Below are 22,519 nucleotides of genomic sequence, written 5' to 3' on the forward strand. Positions count from 1 at the left end.
AACGGTGGCTCCCCCGCCTGGACTCGAACCAGGAACCTTCCGATTAACAGTCGGAAGCTCTGCCAATTGAGCTACAGGGGACTGCCCGTTTGGCCGCGGAACCAGCCCGCTGACCGAGGAACGACTTTAGCGCACGGATCGCCGAACTTTGGCATCGGGCACCGGCCACCTCATCCCGACGCACACGCCGGAGTGAGGCAGGATGGAGTCGGTGCACCAACATCTGGGCACCCACCATCTGGGAGGGGTCCTGTGATCCGAGCCGCCGTCGTACTGGCCGTCGGCTACGTCTTGGGAGCCAAGGCGGGCCGACGTCGCTACGAGCAGATCTCCGGGACCTATCACGCCATCACCGGCAGCCCGAGGACCAAGGCCGTGATCGACGCCGGACGCCGCAAATTGGCCAGCCGGGTATCACCCGATCCGGCACTGGTGAATCTGACTGCCATCGACGCGGAAACGTCGGTACTGCATCCGGAGAGCCCGCAGGCCCAGTCGGACGGGCGTTAGCCGACCGACGAGTTCCAGGTCTGGCCGGGCAGCAGTTGGCCGGTGGTGAGGCCGGTGCCGCCGGCGTTATTGCTGGGCCCGTAGACGCCCATGTCCGGGGTGCCCACGTTCATCCCATTGCCATTCGAGTAGGACAGGCAGACGCCGTCCTCCCGGTTGCCGTACCACGCCAGGCACGCCGGACCGGCGACCGACTCGGTCGCACTGCTGACAGTCAACGAGATGGCGATCGGAGCGGCGACGGCGGCAATGGCCAGTGCGCCCGCTGCAGCGAAGCGACGTGCTCGGATGGTCATGAAGGGCCTCCCAAAAGAGTGGACAGCGCCTTCACCTTAGCGCGAGAGGTCGCCTCACGCAGTAAGGTCGTCGCCGCTGGCCTGCTCGAGCAGGCTGCGGCGGTAGTTCTCCATCGCGACCAGGTCGCCGAACAGCGCGAGGTATTCGTCGCCCTGCTCGACCGGCGACATGCGGTGCAGCTTGGACTTCATCTCGGCGATCTGCCTGCCGACCAACACCTCTTGAAGCCTGGCCAGTACGCCGCCGATGTAGCGCGGCAGGCGCTCGTCGTCTTCGACGCGGATGGCCTCGACCCCGAGTTCGTTGACGAGATTCCCCGCCTCGGGCGACGACGTCTGGTCGCGCACGGTCTCGATCCACTGGGCCCCTGACAGCCCGGCCGCCGTGCCACCCGCCGCAGCGATCGCCGTGCGCAACGCGGAGTACGCCGGGTGGGTGAAGCCCTCGATCGCCAACGAGTCGAACACCGGCCCGGCGATCACCGGATACTGCAGCGCCGACTTGAGCGCTTCGCGCTGCGGCCACAACGTGGGATCGCGCGGGTTGGGCCGCTGCATCGTGACCTCAGGAGGTTTCGTGCGCCCCCGGGCCGTCTGATCGGCCTGCGCCGAGCGTCGCCCGTCGCCGCGGCCTGCGGGACGCCCGGCTTCCCCGCGCACCCGTCCGATGACCTGTGCGACGTCCTCCCAGCCCACCCAGCCCGCCAGTTGACGTGCGTACTCGTCGCGCAGTGAGGAATCCTTGATCTTCGCAACCATCGGCACGCAGCGACGCAGCGAGCTCACCCGTCCCTCGGCACTGTCCAGGTCGTGCTCCTCGAGCGCCGTGCGAATCGCGAACTCGAACAACGGAGTTCGGCGCGCAACGAGATCACGAAGCGCGCCGTCGCCCGACTTGAGTCGCAAGTCGCAGGGGTCCATACCGTCGTCGGCGACGGCGACGAACGACTGGCCCGCGAGGTTCTGCTCCCCCTCCAGCGCCTTCACCGCGGCCGCCCGTCCTGCCGCATCACCGTCGAACACGTAGATCAGCTCGCCGCGAAAGAAGTTGTCGTCCATCATGAGTCGGCGAAGCATCGCCAGATGCTCGTCGCCGAACGCAGTGCCACAGGAGGCCACCGCCGTCGTCACCCCGGCCAGGTGCATCGCCATCACGTCGGTGTAACCCTCGACCACGACCGCCTGGTGTCCCTTGGCGATGTCGCGCTTGGCAAGGTCGAGCCCGAACAACACGTTCGACTTCTTGTACAGCACCGTCTCTGGCGTGTTGACGTACTTGGCCTCCATGGTGTCGTCGTCGAAGAGGCGGCGCGCACCGAAGCCGATCACCTCACCCGAGGACACCCGGATCGGCCACAGCAGGCGCCGGTGAAACCGGTCCATCGGACCGCGGCGACCCTCGCGCGACAGGCCAGCAGCTTCCAGTTCCTTGAACTCGAAACCCTTGCTCACCAAGTGCTTGGTGAGCTTGTCCCAGCCCGACGGGGCGAATCCGCAACCGAACTTCGCCGCCGCCTCCGCGTCGAAGTTGCGCTCCAGCAGGTATTGCCGTGCTGCCGCGGCCTCTGGCGACTTCAGCGCCTCGGCGTAGAACTCCTGGGCCGCGGCGTTGGCGGCGATCAACCGGCTGCGGCTGCCGCGGTCGCGCTGCACGTTCGTGGTCGAGGAACCGGTGTAGGTGACGGTGTAGCCGAGCCGGTCGGCGAGCATCTCCACCGCCTCGACGAAGGAGACGTGTTCGATCTTCTGCAGGAATGCGTAGACGTCGCCACCCTCACCGCAGCCGAAGCAGTGGAAGTGGCCGTGGTTGGGGCGGACGTGGAAGGACGGCGACTTCTCGTCGTGGAACGGGCACAGGCCCTTCAGCGAGTCGGCGCCTGCGCGCCGCAACTGGACGTAGTCGCCGACGACGTCCTCGATGCGAACGCGTTCACGGATGGCCGCGATGTCGCGATCGGGGATCCGGCCACGACCACGAGTCGCCTCGCTCCCGCCAGCCGCTCCCGCCATCGCCACAGTCTATGCGGGCCGAGCACGGCGGCTACACGGGTTCGAGTCGCTCCAGCCGACCTTCGGTGAAAGACGCGATCTGGTCCAGGATCACCCGCAGCCGGGCGCCGTCGTCTGCCGCGTCGTTGAACTCGGGCACGAAGATCGGGTCGAGCGAAGCCGGTGCTCGGGTCAGCAGGAACTCGGCGACCTGATGGATCTTCATCCGTTGCTGCGCCTGCAATTCGAGGTGCGGCGGGTCGGACATGATGAACTGCAACGCCAGGATCTTGAGCACGGCGACCTCGGCGCGCACCAGCGACGGCACCGACAGTTCGGCCTGATAGCGCACCAGCCGACCGGTACCCGAGCTCTCCCTCGTCGCCGCGATGGCCGCCGATGCGAACCGCCCAACCAGCTCGCTGGTCAGCTTCTTCAGCGCGACGGACGCCGCCAGCGTGCCGTCGTACTTGCCGACGGCGGCGACCACCGGCAGCGCCGAGAGCCGCCCGGCCGCCGCGACAAGGGCGTCGGCACCCAGCCCGGCACCCATGCCGCTGGCCTGGCCGAGCTGGCCCAGCGCCGCGGCAGCGTCGTCGTCGGCCAGCACGCGAAGATCGATGCGGCCAGACACCACGCCGTCCTCGACGTCGTGCACGGAGTAGGCGACGTCGTCGGCCCAGTCCATGATCTGGGCCTCGAGGCAGGGCTTGGCCTCCGGGGCGCCGGACCGCGCCCAGGCGGCCGCTGGGGCGTCGTCGGCGTAGAACCCGAACTTGCCGGATGCCGGCGAGCGGTACCACGGATACTTGGTGACGGCATCCAGCGCTGCCCTTGTCAGGTTCAGGCCCGCGCTGCGGCCTTGCGGGTCAAGCACTTTGGGCTCGAGCCGGGTGAGGATGCGGAAGTTCTGCGCGTTGCCCTCGAATCCGCCGAAGTCGATGGCCACCTCGTTGAGCGCCCGCTCACCGTTGTGCCCGTACGGCGGATGGCCGATGTCGTGGGCCAGCCCGGCGAGGTCGACGAGGTCGGGATCGCAGCCCAACCCGACGGCCATCCCCCGCCCGATCTGGGCCACCTCGAGCGAGTGGGTCAACCGGGTGCGGGGCGTCTCGCTCTGCCGCGGACCGACCACCTGCGTCTTGTCGGCCAGCCGTCGTAGCGCGGCACTGTGCAGCACCCTGGCGCGGTCGCGGGCAAAATCGGTTCGGTGCTCGGTGTCGGTGCCCGCCAGCGCGGCACCCTTGGGCGCCTCGGCCACCATGCGTTCGCGGTCGAAGTTGTCGTATGCGTCGTTGCTCGTAGTCACCGAGGCACAGTCTGCCAGGACTGTTCGCCGGTCCCGGATGTCCGGGGCTCGGTGCCCACTAGATTGACGGTCATGCGCAGGAGACTTGGGGTGGCCCGCTTCCTCAGCCTGGTTCTCGCGGTCATGACCGCAGGCCTGGTGATGGTGCCGACTGCGCCGACGGCCCGGGCCGATCCGCCGTTCCGGCTCGCCGATTACGTCACCGACAACGCAAACGCATTGAGCGGTAGCGGCCTGTCCAACGTGCAGAGCGCCGTGCAGGACCTCTACAACTCCCGCCAGGTCCGACTGTGGGTCGTCTACGTCGACTCGTTCTCCGGCCAGGCCGCTGAGACGTGGGCCCGAAACACCCGGCAGATGAGCGACTTACAGGACGAGGACGCCATTCTTGCCGTCGCCACCACCGACCGCGCCTACGCGCTACTGGTGCCCACATCGGCGACGGGCGGGGTGGACGTTGACACCATGCGCCGCAACGACGTCGAGCCCGCGTTGCGCCGCGGCGACTGGGCAGGCGCAGCGGTGGCCGCAGCCAACGGCCTGGACCGGCCCGCGTCGTCGTCGTCCTCGGGCGGGCTCAACTGGGTGGGCACCTTGGTCATCCTGGCCATCATCGCCATCGCGGTGCTGGTGCTGCTGCTGTGGAGGCGGCACCGCAAGCGCAAGCGCCGTGAGGCCGAGTTCGCCGCGGCGCAACGGGTGAACCCCGCCGACCCCAACGCGCTGGCGGCGGTCTCCCTCGAGGCGCTCGACGACCTGTCCCGCTCGACCGTCGTCGAGGTGGACAACGCGGTACGCACCAGCGAGAACGAATTGGCGCTTGCGGTAGAGGAATTCGGCGAGAAGGACACCGCACCGTTCACCGCGGCGGTGGCTGACGCCAAGACGGCACTGGCCCAGGCGTTCAACGTTCGCCAGATCCTCGACGACGCCGTGCCGGAGACTCCGCAGCAGCGGCGCGACCTGCTGACTCGGGTGATCGTCGCGGCAGCACGGGCCGACCAGGCACTCGACGCGCAGCGTGCCGCCTTCGGGCAACTGCGTGATCTCCTCATCAACGCCCCGAGCCGGCTCGACACGCTGACTCAGCAGATGGTGGATCTGACCGCACGTCTCGAACCAGCGCAGCAGACCATGACCGGGCTGCATGCGCAGTTCGCCGACACGGCGCTGACCGCGGTGGCGGGGAACGTCGAAACCGCCAAGCAGCGGCTGTCGTTCGCGGATCAGAACATCACCAACGGGCGCACGCTGGTGTCGCGGCCGTCCGACCGGCAGGGCGGGCTGGTGGACGCCATCCGCGCCGCGGAGTCCGCGCTGGGTCAGGCCCGCACCTTGCTGGACGCCGTCGACAGCGCGTCCACCGATATCAACCGCGCCGTCGCCGGTCTTCCTGCGGCGATCGCCGACATTCAGGCTGGCATCAACCAGGCCGCCGGGCAGCTCGCGCAGGGCAACGTCCCGCACGCAACGGAACTCGGTGCGGCCAGGGACGCTGCCGCGACGGCGGTGTCGAACGCCCAGAGCACCGGCAGTGCCGATCCGCTTGGCGCGTTCACCCAGCTCGCTCAGGCCGACGCCGAACTCGACCGGCTGCTGGCCAGCATCAGCGAGGAGCGGGAGGCCACCGAGCGGTTGACCCGCGCATTCGACCAGGCCCTGTTCACCGGCCAGTCGCGGGTGCGGTCGGTGTCGGACTACATCGACACCCGCCGCGGGACCATCGGCCCCGAGGCCCGCACCCGCCTTGCCGAGGCCGTTCGCCAGCTCGAGGCGGCACAGGCCAAGCGGACCACCAACCTGTCGGAGGCCATCGCGCACGCCAACGGCGCATCGATGCTGGCCTCCCAGGCGCAGACCATGGCCAATGCGGACGTCGCCAATGCGCAGCGCTCCTTCACCGGTGGCGGCTACGGCGGAGGTGGCGGCGGCAACATGGGCGCGGTACTCGGCGGCATCATCATCGGCAACATCCTGTCCGGGGCGTTGCGCGGCGGCATCGGTGGCAGCGTGGGCGGCGGTGGCTGGAGTTCGACGACGTTCGGCGGCTCGGGCGGTGGCGGTGGCGGTGGACTGAGTGGCGGCGGGGGCCGGTTCTAGCTCAAGGGTCCTGTCCCTCCGCCGAGCGCGCGTGTTTGCGGGCGACACGCCGAGCGCAGCCTCAACTCTGCGCGCGCTCACGCCGCGTTCGAGCGGTCCAACTCAGTCCTGATCATCCGGACCGTCTCATCGGGACGTCGCCTGACGTCGTCGGACACGATGGACATGACCTCCCACCGGACGGCGCGCAGCGCAGCGCGCTTCAACCGGTCCCGCCGGAAGGCGACAGGATCGCTGTGCCAGTCGAATCCGTCGTACTCGACGGCGACCTTCTGGTCCGGCCATGCGAAGTCCAGGCGCCACAGCCGGCCGTCGGCGTCGGCCACTTCGTGCTGTAGCAGGGGGTCAGGCAAGCCGCCGTCGAACATCATCAGGCGTGCTTCGCTCTCCATGGGCGATTCGGCGAGCGGGTCAGCGAGCGGGATCAACTCGCGGACGTGCACGATGCCGCGGCGTCCGAACTGCTCGACGGCGGCCATGTGCAGCCCTTGACGGTCGCACCTTTCACTGCGTAGCGCGGCGTCCAAGGTGGCCAGCGCACGCGGCCGCCGAAGGCTCCGCGCGACCTCGACGGCAGTCCACGCAGGCGAGGTGGCTCGCCTCCCGTCGACCATTACGAGCGGCGCTCCATCGCGGCGGTGAACCTTCAGCCCATCGGAGTCACGCAACAGATGCCGGGGCGGCGTGAGGACGTGAAGGTCGTCGCCGCCCTCGGTATCGAAGCCGTAGGCCGCCGCCGCGGTACCGAGGCAAATGGCGACCGGCGTGCCCGCGCGCAGGTCGAGGCCACGCAATCGGGTCAGCACATCGGGCTCGCCATCGGTGTAGACGCCGGTCCACACCTTGACCAGTTCGCCGCGGTCGATGCGACCATCGAGTTGACCTCTGCCCAACACCCGCAGCAGTTGTCCCGAGGTCGCTACCCCACCGTGTGCATCGAGCACTTCTCGCACAGCATCATTCACGCGTCAGACGTTCGACCAGCCGAAGCGTCCGCGACAGAGTCCTATAGAAATCTGTGGACAGAGCAACGTCTGTGGACAACTCCACCCACCGCGAGCGCGCGCAGAGTCGAGTCGCTAGATGGCGTGTCGCCCGCAAACACGCGCGCTCGCCGAAGAGGAGCTAGGAACCCGTGAGTCGGACCGCCAGGTAGTCGGACACCGCGTCGATCGCGACCCGTTCCTGAGTCATCGCGTCGCGCTCGCGGATGGTGACCGCGTGATCGTCGAGCGACTCGAAGTCCAGCGTGACGCAGAACGGCGTGCCGATCTCGTCCTGCCTGCGGTAGCGGCGGCCGATCGCGCCTGCGTCGTCGAACTCGACGTTCCACGACTTGCGCAGTTCGGCAGCGAGGTCGCGGGCCTTGGGCGACAGATCGGCGTGCCGGGACAGCGGCAGCACCGCGGCCTTCACCGGGGCCAGCCGCGGGTCAAGCCGCAGCACCGTGCGCTTGTCCACGCCGCCCTTGGCGTTGGGGGCCTCGTCCTCGGTGTACGCATCGACCAGGAACGCCATCAGCGAGCGGGTCAGCCCGGCCGCCGGCTCGATCACGTACGGCACGTAGCGGGTGTCGGTGGGCTGGTCGTAGAACGACAGGTCGACACCGGAATGCTTTGAATGCGTTGACAAGTCGAAGTCGGTGCGGTTGGCAACGCCCTCCAGCTCACCCCACGGGTTGCCCTGGAAGCCGAACTTGTACTCGATGTCGACCGTGCGGGTGCTGTAGTGCGACAGCTTGTCCTTGGGATGCTCGAACAGCCGCAGGTTCTCCGGGTCGATGCCAAGGTCGATGTACCACTGCAGGCGGGTGTCGATCCAGTACTGGTGCCACTCGGCGGCCGTCGCCGGCTCGACGAAGAACTCCATCTCCATCTGCTCGAACTCGCGGGTGCGGAAGATGAAGTTGCCTGGGGTGATCTCGTTGCGGAAGCTCTTGCCGATCTGCCCGATGCCGAACGGCGGCTTGCGGCGCGACGTCGTCACCACGTTGGCGAAGTTGACGAAGATGCCCTGTGCGGTCTCCGGCCGCAGGTAGTGCATCCCCTCCTCGGTCTCGATCGGACCGAGGTGGGTCTTGAGCATCATGTTGAAGTCGCGCGGTTCGGTCCACTGACCGGGGTCACCGGTCTCGGGGTCGCGGATGTCGGCCAGGCCGTTTGGCGGCGGGTGGCCGTGCTTGGCCTCGTAAGCCTCGATGAGATGGTCGGCGCGGTACCGCTTGTGAGTGATCAGCGACTCGACCAGCGGGTCGTTGAACACCTCGACGTGGCCGGAGGCCACCCAGACCTCGCGCGGCAGGATGATCGCGCTGTCCAGGCCGACGACGTCATCGCGGCCGGTGATGACCGACCGCCACCACTGTCGCTTGATGTTCTCCTTGAGCTCGACGCCGAGCGGGCCATAGTCCCACGCCGACCTCGTGCCCCCGTAGATCTCGCCGGACTGATAGACCAAACCACGGCGTTTCGCCAGGTTCGCGACCGTATCGATGATGGACGCCACGGGGCAACAGCGTAGCCAGGTCGCCGACCGGCGTTTACCACCGCGTTGACATGCACGACCATGCATGTAATCTGAACAGCATAATGAAAACGATTTCCAGTACGGCTGGCGCCGCCGGGGTCGAGGACCACCTGCACCACTGCCCGCCCGCCCAACTTCCCCCGCGCGAGGTGCTCGACACCGCAGGTGATCTGCTGCGGGCCCTGGCCGCGCCGGTCCGCATCGCCATCGTGCTCCAACTGCACGAGGCGTCGTGTTGCGTCCACGAACTCGTCGACGCGCTCGCCGTGCCGCAGCCCCTGGTGAGCCAGCATCTGCGCATTCTGAAGGCGGCAGGCGTGGTGGCCGGCGAACGCGCGGGCCGAGAGGTGTACTACCGCCTCGTCGATCACCACCTGTGCGAGATCGTGCTGGCCGCAGTGGCTCACGCCGGCGAGTACACGAAGGAGGGCCCCCGGTGAGCGGTACCGCTCCTGCCGTTCGGTCGACCCGGCAGCGGGCGGCCATCTCCGCGCTGCTGGAGAAGCGCGACGAGTTCCGGTCGGCCCAGGAACTGCACGACGAACTGCGCCGCCGCGGCGATGGCATAGGCCTGACCACGGTGTATCGCACGTTGCAGTCGATGGCCGCCGCGGGACTGCTCGACACGCTGCGCACCGACACCGGCGAGTCGCTATACCGCCGCTGCTCTGACCACCATCACCACCACCTGGTGTGCCGTACGTGCGGAACGACGGTCGAGGTGCAGGGCGGTCAGGTCGAGAAGTGGACCGCCGAGATCGCCACCTCGCACGGCTTCTCCGACGTCAGCCACACCATCGAGATCTTCGGCCTGTGCGCGGAGTGCACCAATGCGGAGACGTCAGGCGATTAGCGCCGCGCGGACGTCGGCGCCGGTGGACAACACCATGAGGATCAACGTGCGCAACGCGTCGTCGGTCAGCCCTGCCGCTGGAAAGTTGTAGCGCAGCAGCACATCGGCCACCTTCTTGGCGGTGGACCGGCGTGCCGTGGACTTGGCGGACGAGCCGTTGGCGGAGGTATCGACCAGCTTGGGGACGAGTGTCACCGTGCCAAGCATCGTCTTGGTGGCGTGATCGCTGACCAGTTCACGGGTCTTGTTCGTCAGCGGCAGATCCCACGCCAGCGGCTGGGTGAGCGACACCATCTCAAGGCCCTCGGCGATCGTCACGACCCGCAGCGAGGCCACGATGCCGTCCACGGTCACCGTGAGCGCGCCGTCGGATTCCTCGACGACGGTCATCACCTCGTCGAGTGCCGACGTCAACTGCTGCAGGAGGGTCGGCATCATTCGGCCCTGCCGAAGCGTCGGTTGCGGTTCACATACTCCATGCACGCCTCCCAGAGGTCGCGGCGATCGTAGTCGGGCCACAGCTTTTCCTGGAAGACGAACTCGGCATACGCTGCCTGCCACAGCAGGAAGTTGCTCGCCCGCCGCTCCCCCGACGTCCGGATGAACAGGTCGACGTCCGGGATGTCCGCCCGGTGCAGGTGCTTGGCGAAGGTGGCCTCGGAGATCCGGCCAGGGCTGACCTTTCCGTCCACGGCTTCCTGCGCGAGTTCCCTTGCCGCCTCGACGATCTCGGTGCGGCCGCCATAGTTCACGCAGTAGTTGATCGTGATGACGTCGTTGCCCACCGTCATCTGTTCGGCGATGTCGAACTCCTTGATCACGCTGCGCCACATCCGCGGTCGGGAGCCGACCCAGCGCATCCGCACGCCCATCGCGTTGAGGTTCTCCCTGCGACGTCGCACCACCTCGCGGTTGAACCCCATCAGGAAGCGCACCTCCTCGGCGCTGCGCTTCCAGTTCTCCGTCGAGAAGGCATACACGGTGAGGTGCTTGATGCCGATTTCGATGGCGCCGCAGGTGATGTCGATGAGCACGGCCTCGCCCATCTTGTGCCCCTCGGTTCGGCCGAGCCCGCGCTGAGTGGCCCACCGACCGTTGCCGTCCATCACGACCGCGACGTGGTTGGGCACCTGGCCCTCGGGGATCAGTGGTGCCGATTCCTTCGACGTGTGCTGCGGAGGGCGCGAGAAGGGACCGTTGGTCTTGGGCGGAAGATCGGGGAAGATCACCGGCCAGGTGGACTTGTCCGGGAACGTCGGATAGTCGTCAGGCGCCGGGGGCAGCTGTGGGTAGGTAACCTTGCCCCTCTTCAATGCCATGGGCAATATCCTGCCCGAACAGGGCCGCCCGTCGGTCGGCGACCGTGGTATCGATCCGATAGACCCGTTCGACCAGCGGCAACGTCCGCATCTGCCGTTCGAGGTGCCACTGCAGGTGCGCAGCCACCAGCCCGCTGGCCTGGCTGCGGTGGGATGGCGAGGACGCCTCGGCCGCCTCCCAGTCGCCGTCGTGCAGCGCGGCCATCAGGTCCATCACACCCTGCGGCGGCGTGACCGACCCCGACGGGCGGCAGTGCACGCACACGCTGCCGCCTGCGCCGACGTGGAACGCGCGGTGCGGGCCTGGCGTCGCGCAGCGGGCGCATTCGATGAGCGCCGGTGCCCATCCCGCGATGCCCATGGCTCGCAGCAGGTAGGCGTCCAGCACCAACTCCCGTGGCCGATTGCCATCGGCCACCGCTCGCAGCGCAGCGACGGTCAGCCGGTGCAAATCAGGCACCGGGGCGTGCTCCTCGCCTGCCAGCCGCTCGGCGGTCTCCAGCACGGCGCATCCGCAGGTGTAGCGGCCGTAGTCACTGACGATGTCGCTGGCGAACGCGTCGATGGCCTGCACCTGGGTCACGATGTCGAGGTTCCGGCCGGGATGCAGTTGCACGTCGATGTGCGCGAACGGCTCCAGCCGGGCACCGAACTTGCTGCGGGTGCGGCGAACTCCCTTGGCCACGGCACGGACCAGACCGTGCTCGCGGGTGAGCAGGGTCACGATCCGGTCGGCCTCGCCGAGCTTGTGCTGGCGCAGCACCACCGCCCGATCCCGGTACAACCGCATTGCCACAGTCTCCCATTGCGGGGCGACAACGTCGGTGAGGCTTACCAGTCCGAGTCGGATCTATATCCTCGGTGCCAACATGGCTGAGTTTTCCCCCACCACCCCGCCCAAGTTTTCCCCCACCACCCCGCCCAAACCCCGCTCCGACCGGTTCCCCACCCTGACCCAACAGCTGTACCAACTCGCCAGCAGCAGAGTCACATCCGAAGAACTGGTCCAACGGTCGCTGCGCGCCATCACCGCCAGCCAATCCACGCTGAACGCATTCCGGGTGGTCATGACCGACCAGGCCCTTGCCGACGCTCGGGAAGCGGATCGCAAGCGGGCTGCAGGGCAATACCTTCCGTTGCTCGGCATCCCGATCGCCGTGAAGGACGACGTGGACGTCGCGGGGACGCCGACCAGATTCGGCACGTCGGGCCCCGTACCGGACGCCACCGCCGACGCCGAGGTGGTGCGCCGGTTGCGTGCCGCGGGGGCGATCATCGTGGGCAAGACGAACACCTGCGAACTCGGTCAATGGCCGTTCACCAGCGGCCCTGCCTTCGGGCACACGCGCAACCCGTGGTCGCGCGACCACACGCCGGGCGGGTCGTCGGGCGGCAGCGCCGCAGCGGTGGCTGCGGGTCTGGTCACCGCGGCGATCGGCTCCGACGGCGCGGGCAGCGTCCGCGTCCCGGCGGCCTGGACGCACCTCGTCGGCATCAAACCGCAGCGCGGCCGCATCTCGACGTGGCCGCTGCCGGAGGCATTCAACGGCATCACCGTCAACGGCGTGCTCGCCCGCACCGTCGCCGACGCGGCGCTGGTGCTCGACGCCGCGTCGGGCAACGTCGACGGGGATCTGCACAAACCACCACCGGTGCGGGTGGCGGAGTACCTGGGCAAGGCGCCGGGTCCGCTCACCGTGGCGATGTCGACGAAGTTCCCGTTCAACGGCTTCAAGGCCAAGCTGCATCCCGAGATCCGGGCGGCCATGGAGGTGATCGCGGGCCAACTCGTGGACCTCGGCCACACCGTCCGGCCCGCCGACCCCGACTACGGGGTGCAGATGTCGTGGAACTTCCTGTCCCGGTCCACCTCCGGGCTGCTGGATTGGGCGGATCGCCTGGGTCCCACCGTCGCGCTGGAAGAGCGCACCAAGAGCAATATGTTCGTCGGCCGGCTGCTCTCGGAGCAGGCGCTGCGCAAGGCCAGAGCCCAGGAGGCGGCCACCCAACGGCGCATCGGATGGATCTTCAACCTGGCCGACGTCGTGCTGGCCCCGACCACGGCACTTCCGCCGCCCGGCATCCATGACTTCGACCGGCGGGGCGGCCTGTCCACCGATCGCGCGATGATTCGCGCGTGTCCGGTGACCTGGCCGTGGAATCTGCTGGGCTGGCCCTCGATCAACGTCCCTGCGGGGTTCACCTCCGACGGGCTGCCGATCGGCGTGCAACTGATGGGACCCGCCGACAGCGAGCCGATGCTCGTCTCGCTGGCGGCCGAACTCGAGGCGCTGGGCAACTGGTCGAATGCCCAGCCCGACGTGTGGTGGGACGAGCCCGGCCCCGAGTAGCCGCTGTTTGCACGCCGAGTCGTCGCGCACTCGCGTAATGTCCACCACCGTGAAGATCAGCGATGCCGCCCGGTCATGCGCGCGGGCACTGCCCGTACTCGCGGTGGTCGGCGGCGCCGTCATCGCGATGCCGTCAGCCCATGCCGACAACAAGCGGCTCAACGACGGCGTGGTCGCCAACGTCTACACCGTTCAGCATCAGCACGGCTGCACCAACAACGTGGTGATCAACCCGCAGTTGCGGTTGGCCGCGGAGTGGCAGGCCAACGACGTGCTCAACAACCGCGCGCTCGACGGTGACATCGGCTCCGACGGCACGAATGTCCAGGACCGCGCCAATGCCGCGGGATACAAGGGCATCGCCTCCGAGACGGTGGCGATCAACCCGGCGCTGGCGATCAACGGCGTCGAGATCATGAACCAGTGGTACTACCGGCCCGACTACATGGCGATCATGTCCAACTGCGCCAACATCCAGATGGGCGTGTGGTCGGTGAACAGCCTGGACCGCTCGGTCGTCGTCGCGGTGTACGGCCAGCCCAGCTGACTCAGAACCCCAGTCGGCCAAGCTGTTTGGGGTCGCGCTGCCAGTTCTTCGCGATCTTGACGCGCAGCTCGAGGTACACCTTGGTGCCGAGCAGCTTCTCGATCTGAGTACGCGCAGCGGTGCCAACCTCGCGTAGCCGGGCGCCGCCCTTGCCGATCACGATGCCCTTCTGACTGTCCCGTTCGACGTACAGGATCGCGCGCACGTCGATGAGTTCGCCTTGTTCTTCCGTGCGGCCCTCGCGCTCGCTGATCTCGTCGATGACGACGGCCAGTGAGTGCGGAAGCTCGTCGTGCACACCTTCCAGCGCGGCCTCGCGGATCAGCTCGGCCATCAGCACTTCCTCCGGCTCGTCGGTGAGCTCACCGTCGGGGTAGAACGCCGGTCCCGGTTCCAGTTGTCCGACCAGCACGTCGATGAGCACGTCGACCTGCTCGCCCGTGGTGGCCGAGACAGGCACGATCTCGCACTGGCCACCGGTCAGTTCGTTGACGGCGAGCAGTTGGGCTGCGACCTTCTCCTTGGACACCTTGTCGGTCTTGGTCACGATCACGATCAACGTGGTTCTCGGCGCGACGGCGCGGATCTGGTCATAGATCCACCGGTCTCCCGGTCCGATCGTCTCGTCGGCGGGGATGCACAGGCCGATGACGTCGACCTCGGAGTAGGTGCCCTTCACCAGCTCGTTCAGCCGCTGACCCAGAAGCGTGCGCGGCCGGTGCAGACCTGGGGTGTCGACGAGGACGATCTGAAAGTCCTCGCGGTGCACGATGCCGCGGATGGTGTGGCGGGTGGTCTGCGGGCGGTTGGACGTGATCGCTACCTTGGTGCCCACCAGCGCGTTCGTCAGCGTCGACTTGCCGGTGTTGGGCCGCCCGACGAAACACACGAAACCGGAACGGAACTCGCTCATGTGGGGTTCCCCGCACGATCCGTGACGATGACGACGGCGTCGGCTGACAACTCGTGTACCGCGGCAACGCCTGCGTCGTCGGCCGAGCCGCCGACAAGTACCGCCGCTTCGAGGCCGGACGCTCCGCTCGACACCGCGGCGGCGACGGCAGCCTGAAGTGCGGTCAGCGACAACGCGTTCAGCGTGACGGGCGCGCCGGCGTAGGTCCGGCCGTCGGCGTCGCGCACCGCTGCCCCGTTACCCGCCTCCGCGCGTGCCATCGCACCACGCGCGAGTACCACCAGCTTGGCGTCCTCGGCATCAAGATCGTTCGGGCTCATGCCCTTTCCTCCTCCGGCTCGGTCGGTTGGACGAGCACGGTGCCGATGCGCACCCGGCCACGATGGTCCTGGCCGCCCTCGGCACGCAGCCGCAGCGAGTCCCAGGTCACCTCGGCGCCCGGCAGCGGCACCCGGCCCAGCTCGTGGGCGAGCAGCCCGCCGACGGTGTCCACGTCGAGGTCCTCGTCGACCTCGAGGTCATACAGTTCGGCGAGGTCCTCCAGTGGCAGCCGGGCAGACACGCGGTAGTTGCGGTCACCCAGTTCCTCGACGGGGGCGACCTCGTCGGTGTCGTACTCGTCGGCGATCTCGCCGACGATCTCCTCCAACACGTCCTCGATGGTGACCAGGCCGGCGATCGCGCCGTATTCGTCGACCAGCAGCGCCATGTGGTTTCGGTCGCGTTGCATCTCGCGCAGCAGCGCGTCGAGCGGCTTGGAGTCGGGCACGAACACCGCGGGGCGCATCACCTCGGTGGCCTTGGTGTCACGGCCACCGTTGGTCGAGTAGTACGTCTGCTGAACGAGATCCTTGAGATAGACGACGCCGACGACGTCATCGACGTTCTCACCGATCACCGGTATGCGCGAGTGCCCGCTACGCACGGCCAGCGACGTGGCCTGGCCCGCAGTCTTGTCGGACTCGATCCACACCATCTCGGTGCGAGGCACCATGACCTCACGTGCCGGGGTGTCGCCGAGTTCGAAGACCGACTGGATCATCCGTCGCTCGTCGTCGGCGACCACGCCACGTTGCTGCGCGAGGTCGACCACCTCACGAAGTTCGATTTCGGAGGCGAACGGGCCGTTGCGGAAACCGCGGCCCGGCGTGAGCGCGTTGCCCATCAGCACCAGCAGGCGGCTCAGCGGTGTGAGTAGTAGCGAGATCGCTTGCAGCGGAAGGGCGGCGATCAGCGCGATGGAGTAGGCGTGCTGGCGGCCGAGGGTGCGCGGGCCGACCCCGATGGCCACGAAGCTGACCACCACCATGATGCCGGCGGCGGCCAACAAACCCCACGTCATCCCGAGGCCTTCGTACAGGTAGGCCACCAGCATCACGGTTGCCGCCGTCTCGCACGTGATGCGCAGCAGGACAACAAGATTGATGTAGCGCGGCCGGTCGGCGATGATGCTGGCCAGTCGAGCCGCGCCTGGGCGATCGTCGCGCACCAACTCGTCGACCCTGGCGATGGAGACGGTGCTGACGGCGGCGTCGATCGCGGCGAACAGACCACCGAGCCCGATGAGCGCGAGAGCGCCTATGAGTGAAGCGATTCCGGTCACGGGTGGTCGAAGAATCGGGATTCGTCGAGCAGGCGCCGGTCCCGTTCGGTCTGGCGCTCCTGGTGGTATGCCGCGACCTGATCGGCCACCCACTGTTCGAGCAGCTGGCCTTGCAGGGCGAACATCTCCTTCTCCTCGTCCGGCTCGGCGTGGTCGTAGCCGAGCAGGTGCAGCACGCCGTGCACGGTCAGCAGCGCAAGCTCGTGACCGAGCGAATGTCCTGCCTTCTCAGCCTGTTTGGCCGCGAACTCCGGGCACAGCACGATGTCGCCGAGCATTGCCGGACCCGGATCGGGCGCATCGGGGCGGCCACCCGGTTCGAGCTCGTCCATCGGGAAGCTCATCACGTCGGTGGGTCCCGGCAGATCCATCCATCGCATGTGCAGGTCGGCCATGGCCGAGGTGTCGAGCAGCACCATCGACAGTTCGGCGGCCGGGTTCACGTCCATCTTCTCGATGACGAACTTTGCGACGCTGATGAGTTCGGTCTCTGAGACGTCGACGCCCGACTCGTTGGATACCTCGATGCTCATGCGGCGGTCACCGCGCACGTGAGGAGCAAGATATTCACCGGCGGGGCCGGCCGGGGCCGGCCCGGCGCTGCGAGCGGTTCAACGACACGGGTTCCTCGGCTCTGGCGTAGGCGTCGACGATCTCGGACACCAGGCGGTGGCGCACCACGTCGGAGCTGGTGAGCTCGGAGACGTAGATGTCGTCGATGCCGTCGAGGACCTCGACCGCCGCCCGCAGGCCCGACCTGGCGCCTCCTTGCAGATCGACCTGTGTGACGTCACCGGTGACGACGATCTTCGACCCAAATCCCAAGCGGGTCAAGAACATCTTCATCTGCTCGGCGGTGGTGTTCTGCGCCTCGTCGAGGATGATGAACGCATCATTGAGCGTCCGGCCCCGCATGAAAGCCAGCGGCGCGACCTCGATCACCCCGGCGGTCATGAGCTTCGGGATCAGCTCGGAATCCATCATGTCGTGCAGCGCGTCGTAGAGCGGGCGCAGGTAGGGGTCGATCTTCTCGTAGAGCGTGCCCGGCAGAAAGCCAAGGCGCTCACCGGCTTCCACGGCCGGGCGGGTGAGGATGATGCGGGAGACCTGCTTGGACTGCAGGGCCTTGACCGCCTTGGCCATGGCCAGATACGTCTTGCCCGTGCCCGCAGGGCCGATGCCGAACACGATGGTGTGCGCGTCGATGGCGTCGACGTAGCGCTTCTGGTTCAGCGTCTTGGGGCGGATCGTCTTGCCGCGCCGCGACAGGATGTCCAGCGTCAGCACCTCGGCGGGCGACTCTTCGTCGGTGCCGGTCAGCATGGCGACGCTGTGGCGCACGGCCTCGGGGGTGAGGGTCTGGCCACCGGCCGCCACGGCGATGAGCTCCGTCACCGCTCGCTCGGCAAGGGCCACGTCGGCGGGTTCGCCGGTCAGGGTGAGAGCGTTGCCGCGGACGTGGATGTCGGCGGTCAACAGTCGCTCAAGCGCCCGCAGATTCTCGTCGGCGGAACCAAGGAGGCCCACCACGAGATCGGGCGGAACATTGATGCTGCTTCGAACGGACGTGTCCGATGAGGCAGCGCTCGTCTCGCGGGGTGTCACGTGGGGTTCAGTGCCTGCTTCCTGGGTTCTAACCGGGTTGTGCGTCTCGAGGGGAGTTTACCGCTGGTCACCGTCACGCCCCAATGGTTATGCCGACGGCGTCCCCGTTCAGCGGGCGCGCCGTCGCAGGTCGAGGCGATAATCGTCGGATGTGCACCGGTGTGAGCGCGAAATCGCGGCGGCAATGACCCGCGCCGTGCTGGTCTGCGGCGGGACGGGAGCAATCGGACAGGCGATCGTGCACACCCTGGTAAGTGCCGGCGACCGGGTGGCATTCAGCGGCCGCGATCGACGCCGCGGCGAAACGCTCGCGGCTGCCACCGGGGCCATCTACGTGCCCCACGACGACCACCGTGACGGCGCACCCGTCGTCGAGGAAGCCGCGCAGCACCTCGGCGTGCTGCACGGCCTCGTGCTCAACGCAGGCACCATCGTGCACGCCCGCCTCGATGACACCGCACCAGCCCAATTGGCCGACATGCTGCGGGTCAACGTCACAGTTCCTGTCACGCAGGCACAGACCGCGGCGGCGCTGATGCCCGCGGGCGGTGCGATTGTGGCCGTCGCGTCGAACGCTGGTGCGTGGGGTGAAACCGAGATCGGCGCCTACTCCGTGTCCAAGGCCGCCTTGCTGGCGGCCTGCCGCGCATTGGCGGCCGAATACGGTCGACGAGGTATTCGGGTCAACGCAGTCAACCCGGGCGACACCGAACCCGGCATGGCCCCGAGCCTCGACGCGTTCGGCGACCAGGCGTTTCCCACGCTGCCCCCGCTCGGGCGTCTCGGCCGCCCCGAAGACACCGCCAACGCGGTGGCCTTCTTGCTATCGGAGGCGGCAGGCTTCGCGACCGGTGCCGACATCCTCGTCGACGGCGGCATGCATACCGCCCTCGACGCTGGGCGATCGAAGTGACTGCGCCAACCGATCGCCACGTCCTGGTCTGCGGACCCGGCACCGACGGCACACTCATCGAGGCGCTGGGCGCGCTGGGCTGGACACCGGCCGACCCGCACGCGACGACACCGGTGGGCCTGCTGGTCATCACACCGACACCGCAGGACGGCGACGACGGAACGTGGTCAGCGGCCGCGGCCATGGACGCCACCGCCGAGGTCATCCGCGGCATCACGGAGCGCCGGGAACGCTTGCGGTCCGGTCGAGGTCTCGTCGTGGTCGCCGTTGCGACCCCACCCGGCCGGGCGGCGGTGCGATCCGCCGGCGACGGCGTCGTCGCGGCCGCGCTCGCCATGAGCGTGCAGCTGTTCGCAGTGGACTGGGCTCCCGACGGCGTCCGCTGCCTGCTCGTCGTCACAGGTGGCGACGGGGGTGAGCCGCTGGCCCGGCTCGCACACTGGCTCGCCGCCCCCGACGCACCCGCTCTCACCGGTCAGACCATCGACGTGGCCGCCGTCGACCACGCCACCCTGCGGGCACCCGGGGCGTAGACCGGCTCTCGTGAAGTCGTGACCGCTCGGAGCCGGGACAGGTGCGGGAACCGATGTGAGTGCGACGGTTGCGGGCGCCCCCCTCGATGCTGATGCGCGTCATCAAGGGCAACCGCAGGCACTGAACCTGTAGGTCAGAACGCCCAGCGCGGCGTCAGCACGCCGAGCGCGCCGAGGGCCACCGCCGCAGCGGTGGATGTCCGCAGCACGGTCGGGCCAAGGCGGATGACCGTCGCACCGGCTGCCGACAGTGCGGCGAGCTCGTCGTCGCTGATGCCACCCTCGGGGCCGACGACGAGCATCAGTGCCTCGGCGCGTTCGAGGGCGACGTCGGTCAGCGGCCGGGTCGCCGACTCGTGCAACACCAGCACCATCGCGCCATCTCCCGTCGCAGCGCCCACCTCGGCGACGAGTTCGGCTGTCGACACCAGCGAGCTGACCGCAGGCACGTACGGGCGGCGCGATTGGCGGGCGGCCGACCGCGCCACGGCACGCCACCGCTTCAACCCCTTGTCGACCTTCGCCGAGCCGTCCCAGCGGGCCACGCAGCGGTCGGACTGCCACGCGACGAACGCGTCCGCGCCCGCCTCCGTGGCCAGCTCGACCGCCAACTCGGAGCGGTCCGACTTCGGCAGCGCCTGCACGACGGTGATCTGAGGACTGGGTGGCTCGACGGTCCGGCGCGCCAGCACCCTGGCCGAAAGGCGGCCCTTCGCGGCGTCTTCGATCACGCACTGTGCGACGGTGCCCGCGCCGTCGCCGAGATCGAGTTCCTCACCGGGCCGGATCCGGCGCACGTTGGCGGCGTGGAACCCCTCGTCACCGTCGACGACGGCCAGCCCACCTACCTCGGGCAGCTCATCGACGTAGAACAGCGCGCGACTCATCGCGAGCGCCTAGCGACCGGTGAAGGTCTCACGCAACCGGTTGAACAACCCGCCGCCTGCCGCCGTCGAACGCGTCGACTTCACCTCGACCGAGTCCCTGACCCGATGCTCCTTGAGCTTGCGCAACAGTTCGGTGTCCTGAGGATCCAACCGCGACGGCACGACGACCTCGACGTGCGCGTGCAGGTTGCCGCGCACCCCGGAGCGCAGGTGCGGCATGCCGTGGCCCCGCAACGACACGACCGAACCCGGCTGCGTGCCTGCCGCGATGGTGATCTCCGTAGGCCCGTCGATGATGGCGTCGACGGACACCGAGGTGCCCAATGCGGCGTCGACCATCGGTACCGAGACGGTGCAGTGCAGGTCGTCGCCGTCACGGATGAAGATCTCGTGGGGTTGTTCGTGGACCTCGACGTACAGGTCGCCCGCGGCGCCGCCGCCGGGTCCCACCTCGCCCTGGGCCGCCAGCCGAACGCGCATGCCCTCGCCGACGCCTGCGGGGATCTTGACGCTGACCTCGCGGCGGGCCCTGACCCGGCCGTCGCCGCCACAGCGGTGGCAGGGGTCGGGGATGACCTCGCCGACGCCGCCACACACCGGACACGGCCGCGACGTCATCACCTGGCCGAGCAGCGAGCGCTGCACGCTCTGCACCTCGCCATGCCCGCCGCAGGTGTCACAGGTGACCGGGGTGCTGTTGCCGTGGGTGCCCTTGCCGATGCACACGTCGCAGAGGATCGCGGTGTCGACGGTGACCTGCTTGGTCACCCCAGTCGCACACTCGGACAGATCGACCCGCATCCGCAGCAGCGAATCCGAACCTGGCCGTACCCGTCCGATCGGCCCACGGGAGCCTGCGCCCCCGCCGAAGAACGCCTCGAACACGTCGCCGAGTCCGCCGAACCCGCCGAACCCATTGCCCGCCGACGCGCCAGCACTCTCCATCGGGTCGCCGCCGAGGTCGACGATCCGGCGCTTCTCCGGATCGCTGAGCACCTCGTAGGCGACGCTGATCTCCTTGAATCGCGCCTGCGCGCCCTCGTCGGGGTTGACGTCTGGGTGCAACTCGCGCGCCAGTCTGCGATACGCCTTCTTGAGGTCCGTATCGGTCGCGCCCTTGCTCACTCCGAGCAGGCCGTAATAATCGCGTGCCACGCCAAACCCTTCCCATGCCGCGTCACGCGGCTACTCGCACCCCTTATCGGGTGCCCAAGACTTCGCCTATGTAGAGAGCAACCGCCGCGACGTTGGCAATGGTTCCCGGATAGTCCATTCGCGTGGGACCGACCACACCCATGCCGCCGTACACCTTGCCAAGGCTGCCGTACGTCGTGCTGACCACCGACGTTCCAACCATCTGTTCGGCCTCGGTCTCGTGCCCGATTCGTACCGTGACCTTACCGGCTCCCTGCTGCGCGGCCAGCAACCGCAAGACCACCACCTGCTCCTCGAGTGCTTCGAGCACCAACCGCAGCGATCCGCCGAAGTCGGCGGTGTTGCGCGTCAGGTTGGCCGTGCCGCCCAGCAGCAGACGCTCCTCGCTGTGCTCGACCAGGGTCTCGACCAGCACCGTCGCGGCCCGGCCGACCGCGTCGCTCAGCCCGCCGCTGCCGTCGAGCTGGACGGCCAGGTCCGCAACGGCAATCGATGCGGCGGACAGCGGCTTGCCCTCCAGCGCGGAGGCGAGGCGCTCGCGAAGCTGCGACAGCTGCAGGTCGTCGACGGCGTCGCCGAGTTCGACGACGCGCTGATCGACCCGGCCGGTGTCGGTGATGACCACCAGCAGCAACCGGGCCGGGGTCAGCGCAACGACCTCGAGGTGACGCACGGTCGACGTCGACAACGTCGGGTACTGCACGATGGCGACCTGCCTGGTCAGCTGCGCGAGCAACCGCACCGCGCGCCGCAGCACGTCGTCGAGGTCGACGCCGGACTCCAGGAACGTCAGGATCGCCCGCCGCTCGGCGGAGGACAGCGGCTTCACGTCGTCGAGCCGGTCGACGAACTCGCGATAGCCCTTCTCGGTGGGTACGCGACCCGAACTGGTGTGGGGTTGGGCGATGTATCCCTCGGCCTCCAGCACCGCCATGTCATTGCGCACCGTGGCGCTCGACACCCCGAGATTGTGGCGCTCGACGAGGCTCTTGGACCCGATCGGCTCCTTGGTGGAGACGAAGTCCGCGACGATGGCGCGCAGCACCTCGAAGCGACGGTCGTCGGCACTTCCCATGATTCACCTCCCGGTTGCCCTCATTTTACGGGCAC

General features: G+C 68.3%; 24 protein-coding genes and 1 tRNA gene. 8 read left to right on the forward strand and 17 right to left on the reverse strand.

What is annotated here, in order from left to right:
* Positions 1-5: 5 nt before the first annotated feature.
* Positions 6-81, reverse strand: a tRNA-Asn gene (locus HNP02_RS18685).
* Positions 82-252: 171 nt separating this feature from the next.
* On the opposite strand from HNP02_RS18685, the gene HNP02_RS18690 reads away from it, so the two are divergent.
* Positions 253-510 (forward strand): hypothetical protein, encoded by a 258-nt coding sequence (locus HNP02_RS18690; RefSeq protein ID WP_184441189.1) that lies wholly within the window; start codon positions 253-255, stop codon positions 508-510.
* Here HNP02_RS18690 and HNP02_RS18695 read toward each other — a convergent pair.
* From HNP02_RS18695 to HNP02_RS18705, 3 genes are read right to left on the reverse strand one after another with little or no spacing between them, the layout of a single operon-like run.
* Positions 507-806 (reverse strand): hypothetical protein, encoded by a 300-nt coding sequence (locus HNP02_RS18695; RefSeq protein ID WP_184441191.1) that lies wholly within the window; start codon positions 804-806, stop codon positions 507-509. The genes HNP02_RS18690 and HNP02_RS18695 overlap by 4 nt on opposite strands.
* A 54-nt stretch (positions 807-860) precedes the next feature.
* On the reverse strand, positions 861-2,816 hold the full coding sequence (gene dnaG, locus HNP02_RS18700; protein ID WP_184441193.1) for a DNA primase: 1,956 nt from the start codon (positions 2,814-2,816) through the stop codon (positions 861-863).
* 31 nt (positions 2,817-2,847) lie between these two features.
* Positions 2,848-4,104 carry a deoxyguanosinetriphosphate triphosphohydrolase gene (locus HNP02_RS18705; RefSeq protein WP_309241614.1) on the reverse strand — a complete coding sequence of 419 codons (1,257 nt, stop codon included), beginning with the start codon at positions 4,102-4,104 and terminating at the stop codon, positions 2,848-2,850.
* 72 nt (positions 4,105-4,176) lie between these two features.
* Here HNP02_RS18705 and HNP02_RS18710 point away from each other — a divergent pair, with 72 nt between their 5' ends.
* Positions 4,177-6,204: a YgcG family protein gene (locus HNP02_RS18710; RefSeq protein ID WP_184441195.1), complete on the forward strand. Its 2,028-nt coding sequence runs from the start codon at positions 4,177-4,179 to the stop codon at positions 6,202-6,204.
* Between the two features lie 77 nt (positions 6,205-6,281).
* Here HNP02_RS18710 and HNP02_RS18715 read toward each other — a convergent pair whose 3' ends face one another.
* Positions 6,282-7,169: a hypothetical protein gene (locus HNP02_RS18715; protein WP_184441197.1), complete on the reverse strand. Its 888-nt coding sequence runs from the start codon at positions 7,167-7,169 to the stop codon at positions 6,282-6,284.
* Positions 7,170-7,329: 160 nt separating this feature from the next.
* On the reverse strand, positions 7,330-8,709 hold the full coding sequence (locus tag HNP02_RS18720) for a glycine--tRNA ligase (protein WP_184441199.1): 1,380 nt from the start codon (positions 8,707-8,709) through the stop codon (positions 7,330-7,332).
* 83 nt (positions 8,710-8,792) lie between these two features.
* Between HNP02_RS18720 and HNP02_RS18725 the strand changes: the two genes are divergently transcribed.
* Positions 8,793-9,170 (forward strand): metalloregulator ArsR/SmtB family transcription factor, encoded by a 378-nt coding sequence (locus HNP02_RS18725; RefSeq protein WP_255506666.1) that lies wholly within the window; start codon positions 8,793-8,795, stop codon positions 9,168-9,170.
* Positions 9,167-9,583 carry a Fur family transcriptional regulator gene (locus HNP02_RS18730; RefSeq protein WP_184441203.1) on the forward strand — a complete coding sequence of 139 codons (417 nt, stop codon included), beginning with the start codon at positions 9,167-9,169 and terminating at the stop codon, positions 9,581-9,583. The genes HNP02_RS18725 and HNP02_RS18730 overlap by 4 nt, the downstream gene beginning before the upstream one ends.
* Here the strand turns inward: HNP02_RS18730 and HNP02_RS18735 are convergent.
* Genes HNP02_RS18735 through recO form a run of 3 tightly spaced genes read right to left on the reverse strand, consistent with a single transcriptional unit; the run spans position 9,572 to position 11,692 of the window.
* Positions 9,572-10,018: a hypothetical protein gene (locus HNP02_RS18735; RefSeq protein ID WP_184441693.1), complete on the reverse strand. Its 447-nt coding sequence runs from the start codon at positions 10,016-10,018 to the stop codon at positions 9,572-9,574. The genes HNP02_RS18730 and HNP02_RS18735 overlap by 12 nt on opposite strands.
* Positions 10,018-10,902: a decaprenyl diphosphate synthase gene (locus tag HNP02_RS18740; RefSeq protein WP_184441205.1), complete on the reverse strand. Its 885-nt coding sequence runs from the start codon at positions 10,900-10,902 to the stop codon at positions 10,018-10,020. Before HNP02_RS18740 ends, HNP02_RS18735 begins: the two co-directional genes overlap by 1 nt.
* The gene (recO, locus tag HNP02_RS18745; RefSeq protein WP_184441208.1) at positions 10,850-11,692 is read right to left on the reverse strand and encodes a DNA repair protein RecO; all 843 of its coding nucleotides are present in this window, start codon (positions 11,690-11,692) and stop codon (positions 10,850-10,852) included. Before recO ends, HNP02_RS18740 begins: the two co-directional genes overlap by 53 nt.
* Before the next feature lie 79 nt (positions 11,693-11,771).
* On the opposite strand from recO, the gene HNP02_RS18750 reads away from it, so the two are divergent.
* Together HNP02_RS18750 and HNP02_RS18755 are read left to right on the forward strand one after the other, a co-directional pair.
* On the forward strand, positions 11,772-13,253 hold the full coding sequence (locus tag HNP02_RS18750; protein ID WP_184441210.1) for an amidase: 1,482 nt from the start codon (positions 11,772-11,774) through the stop codon (positions 13,251-13,253).
* A 37-nt stretch (positions 13,254-13,290) separates the two neighbouring features.
* Positions 13,291-13,800, forward strand: a complete 510-nt coding sequence (locus HNP02_RS18755) for a CAP domain-containing protein (RefSeq protein WP_184441212.1) — start codon at positions 13,291-13,293, stop codon at positions 13,798-13,800.
* A 1-nt stretch (position 13,801) separates the two neighbouring features.
* Here the strand turns inward: HNP02_RS18755 and era are convergent, their stop codons facing one another.
* From era to HNP02_RS18780, 5 genes are read right to left on the reverse strand one after another with little or no spacing between them, the layout of a single operon-like run.
* On the reverse strand, positions 13,802-14,713 hold the full coding sequence (gene era, locus HNP02_RS18760; protein WP_184441214.1) for a GTPase Era: 912 nt from the start codon (positions 14,711-14,713) through the stop codon (positions 13,802-13,804).
* Entirely contained in the window at positions 14,710-15,033 is a 324-nt protein-coding gene (locus HNP02_RS18765) for a cytidine deaminase (RefSeq protein WP_184441216.1), read from the reverse strand. Before HNP02_RS18765 ends, era begins: the two co-directional genes overlap by 4 nt.
* Positions 15,030-16,316 carry a hemolysin family protein gene (locus HNP02_RS18770; protein WP_184441218.1) on the reverse strand — a complete coding sequence of 429 codons (1,287 nt, stop codon included), beginning with the start codon at positions 16,314-16,316 and terminating at the stop codon, positions 15,030-15,032. Before HNP02_RS18770 ends, HNP02_RS18765 begins: the two co-directional genes overlap by 4 nt.
* On the reverse strand, positions 16,313-16,849 hold the full coding sequence (ybeY, locus tag HNP02_RS18775) for an rRNA maturation RNase YbeY (RefSeq protein WP_184441220.1): 537 nt from the start codon (positions 16,847-16,849) through the stop codon (positions 16,313-16,315). Before ybeY ends, HNP02_RS18770 begins: the two co-directional genes overlap by 4 nt.
* 34 nt (positions 16,850-16,883) lie before the next feature.
* On the reverse strand, positions 16,884-17,921 hold the full coding sequence (locus HNP02_RS18780; protein WP_184441222.1) for a PhoH family protein: 1,038 nt from the start codon (positions 17,919-17,921) through the stop codon (positions 16,884-16,886).
* Positions 17,922-18,105: 184 nt separating this feature from the next.
* Here HNP02_RS18780 and HNP02_RS18785 point away from each other — a divergent pair, with 184 nt between their 5' ends.
* Both HNP02_RS18785 and HNP02_RS18790 read left to right on the forward strand, forming a co-directional pair.
* Complete coding sequence (locus HNP02_RS18785; protein WP_184441224.1) at positions 18,106-18,834, forward strand: SDR family NAD(P)-dependent oxidoreductase; 729 nt, start codon at positions 18,106-18,108, stop codon at positions 18,832-18,834.
* Positions 18,831-19,367 (forward strand): hypothetical protein, encoded by a 537-nt coding sequence (locus tag HNP02_RS18790; protein ID WP_184441226.1) that lies wholly within the window; start codon positions 18,831-18,833, stop codon positions 19,365-19,367. The genes HNP02_RS18785 and HNP02_RS18790 overlap by 4 nt, the downstream gene beginning before the upstream one ends.
* 134 nt (positions 19,368-19,501) lie before the next feature.
* On the opposite strand, the gene HNP02_RS18795 is transcribed toward HNP02_RS18790, so the two are convergent.
* The 3 genes from HNP02_RS18795 to hrcA are packed head-to-tail and all read right to left on the reverse strand — an operon-like array spanning position 19,502 to position 22,484.
* Entirely contained in the window at positions 19,502-20,254 is a 753-nt protein-coding gene (locus tag HNP02_RS18795; RefSeq protein ID WP_184441228.1) for a 16S rRNA (uracil(1498)-N(3))-methyltransferase, read from the reverse strand.
* A gap of 9 nt (positions 20,255-20,263) precedes the next feature.
* Positions 20,264-21,409, reverse strand: a complete 1,146-nt coding sequence (gene dnaJ / locus HNP02_RS18800) for a molecular chaperone DnaJ (RefSeq protein ID WP_184441230.1) — start codon at positions 21,407-21,409, stop codon at positions 20,264-20,266.
* 43 nt (positions 21,410-21,452) lie between these two features.
* Positions 21,453-22,484, reverse strand: coding sequence for a heat-inducible transcriptional repressor HrcA (hrcA, locus tag HNP02_RS18805; protein ID WP_184441232.1), 1,032 nt, complete (start codon positions 22,482-22,484; stop codon positions 21,453-21,455).
* Positions 22,485-22,519: the final 35 nt, after the last annotated feature.

The organism is Mycobacterium sp. AZCC_0083, from assembly GCF_014202335.1.
Taxonomy (GTDB): domain Bacteria; phylum Actinomycetota; class Actinomycetes; order Mycobacteriales; family Mycobacteriaceae; genus Mycobacterium.